We start from the raw sequence: 574 nt of genomic DNA on the forward strand, positions 1-574 counted from the left end.
TAGGCTCGAAATGGATACTATTGTCCTTGCGAATGATCTTGAGCTCCATAGCCCCTATTTTGTCTAATTTGATAGATTGCGAGAACTCCATAAAAGCAGCATACTCCTCTTCACTAATACCTAGATTTTTGTGATATGGTATAGGCTCTCCCGGTTTTAACTCCTTCATGGTTTTGAAAAACCAATCTTCATTGGTTTTCATGGCTTGTTTCATCTTCCCAACAATTGCAAGCTGCGATGCATTCGGTCGGGGAATTCCCAACACCGCTGCCGTATAGTTGCCTTCAGGAAGTTGTCCGTCAACGAAGTTAATTGCCAACGCATTGCTGTCCACCCCTGATTGCTTTTGCGCAGAAACATTGAAGGAAAATATGAATGCCACTAGCACCCCATAAAAACGAAAATATTGGTATAGAAATGTCATGTTCAACGTATTTGATCGATGAAATTACGGTTTAATCCTGACAATCCGCCATTTTCAGAGCCAAAGGTACATCTTTAGTGAAGAGACTAGACCAGCCTGGCAGGATCCCTCTCCAACTATTCTTCCTCCTTCAATAAGTATGCATAACAA

The 574-nt window shown here is 41.6% G+C and carries 1 protein-coding gene; it reads right to left on the reverse strand.

Annotated features, from left to right (window positions below):
• Positions 1 to 424 (reverse strand): hypothetical protein (locus tag B2X72_RS13320; protein WP_286849860.1); only part of this gene is annotated, 424 nt, incomplete at its 3' end.
• Positions 425 to 574 lie beyond the last annotated feature (150 nt).

It is taken from the genome of Sphingobacterium sp. UBA7253 (assembly GCF_002472745.1).
GTDB lineage: Bacteria > Bacteroidota > Bacteroidia > Sphingobacteriales > Sphingobacteriaceae > Sphingobacterium > Sphingobacterium siyangense.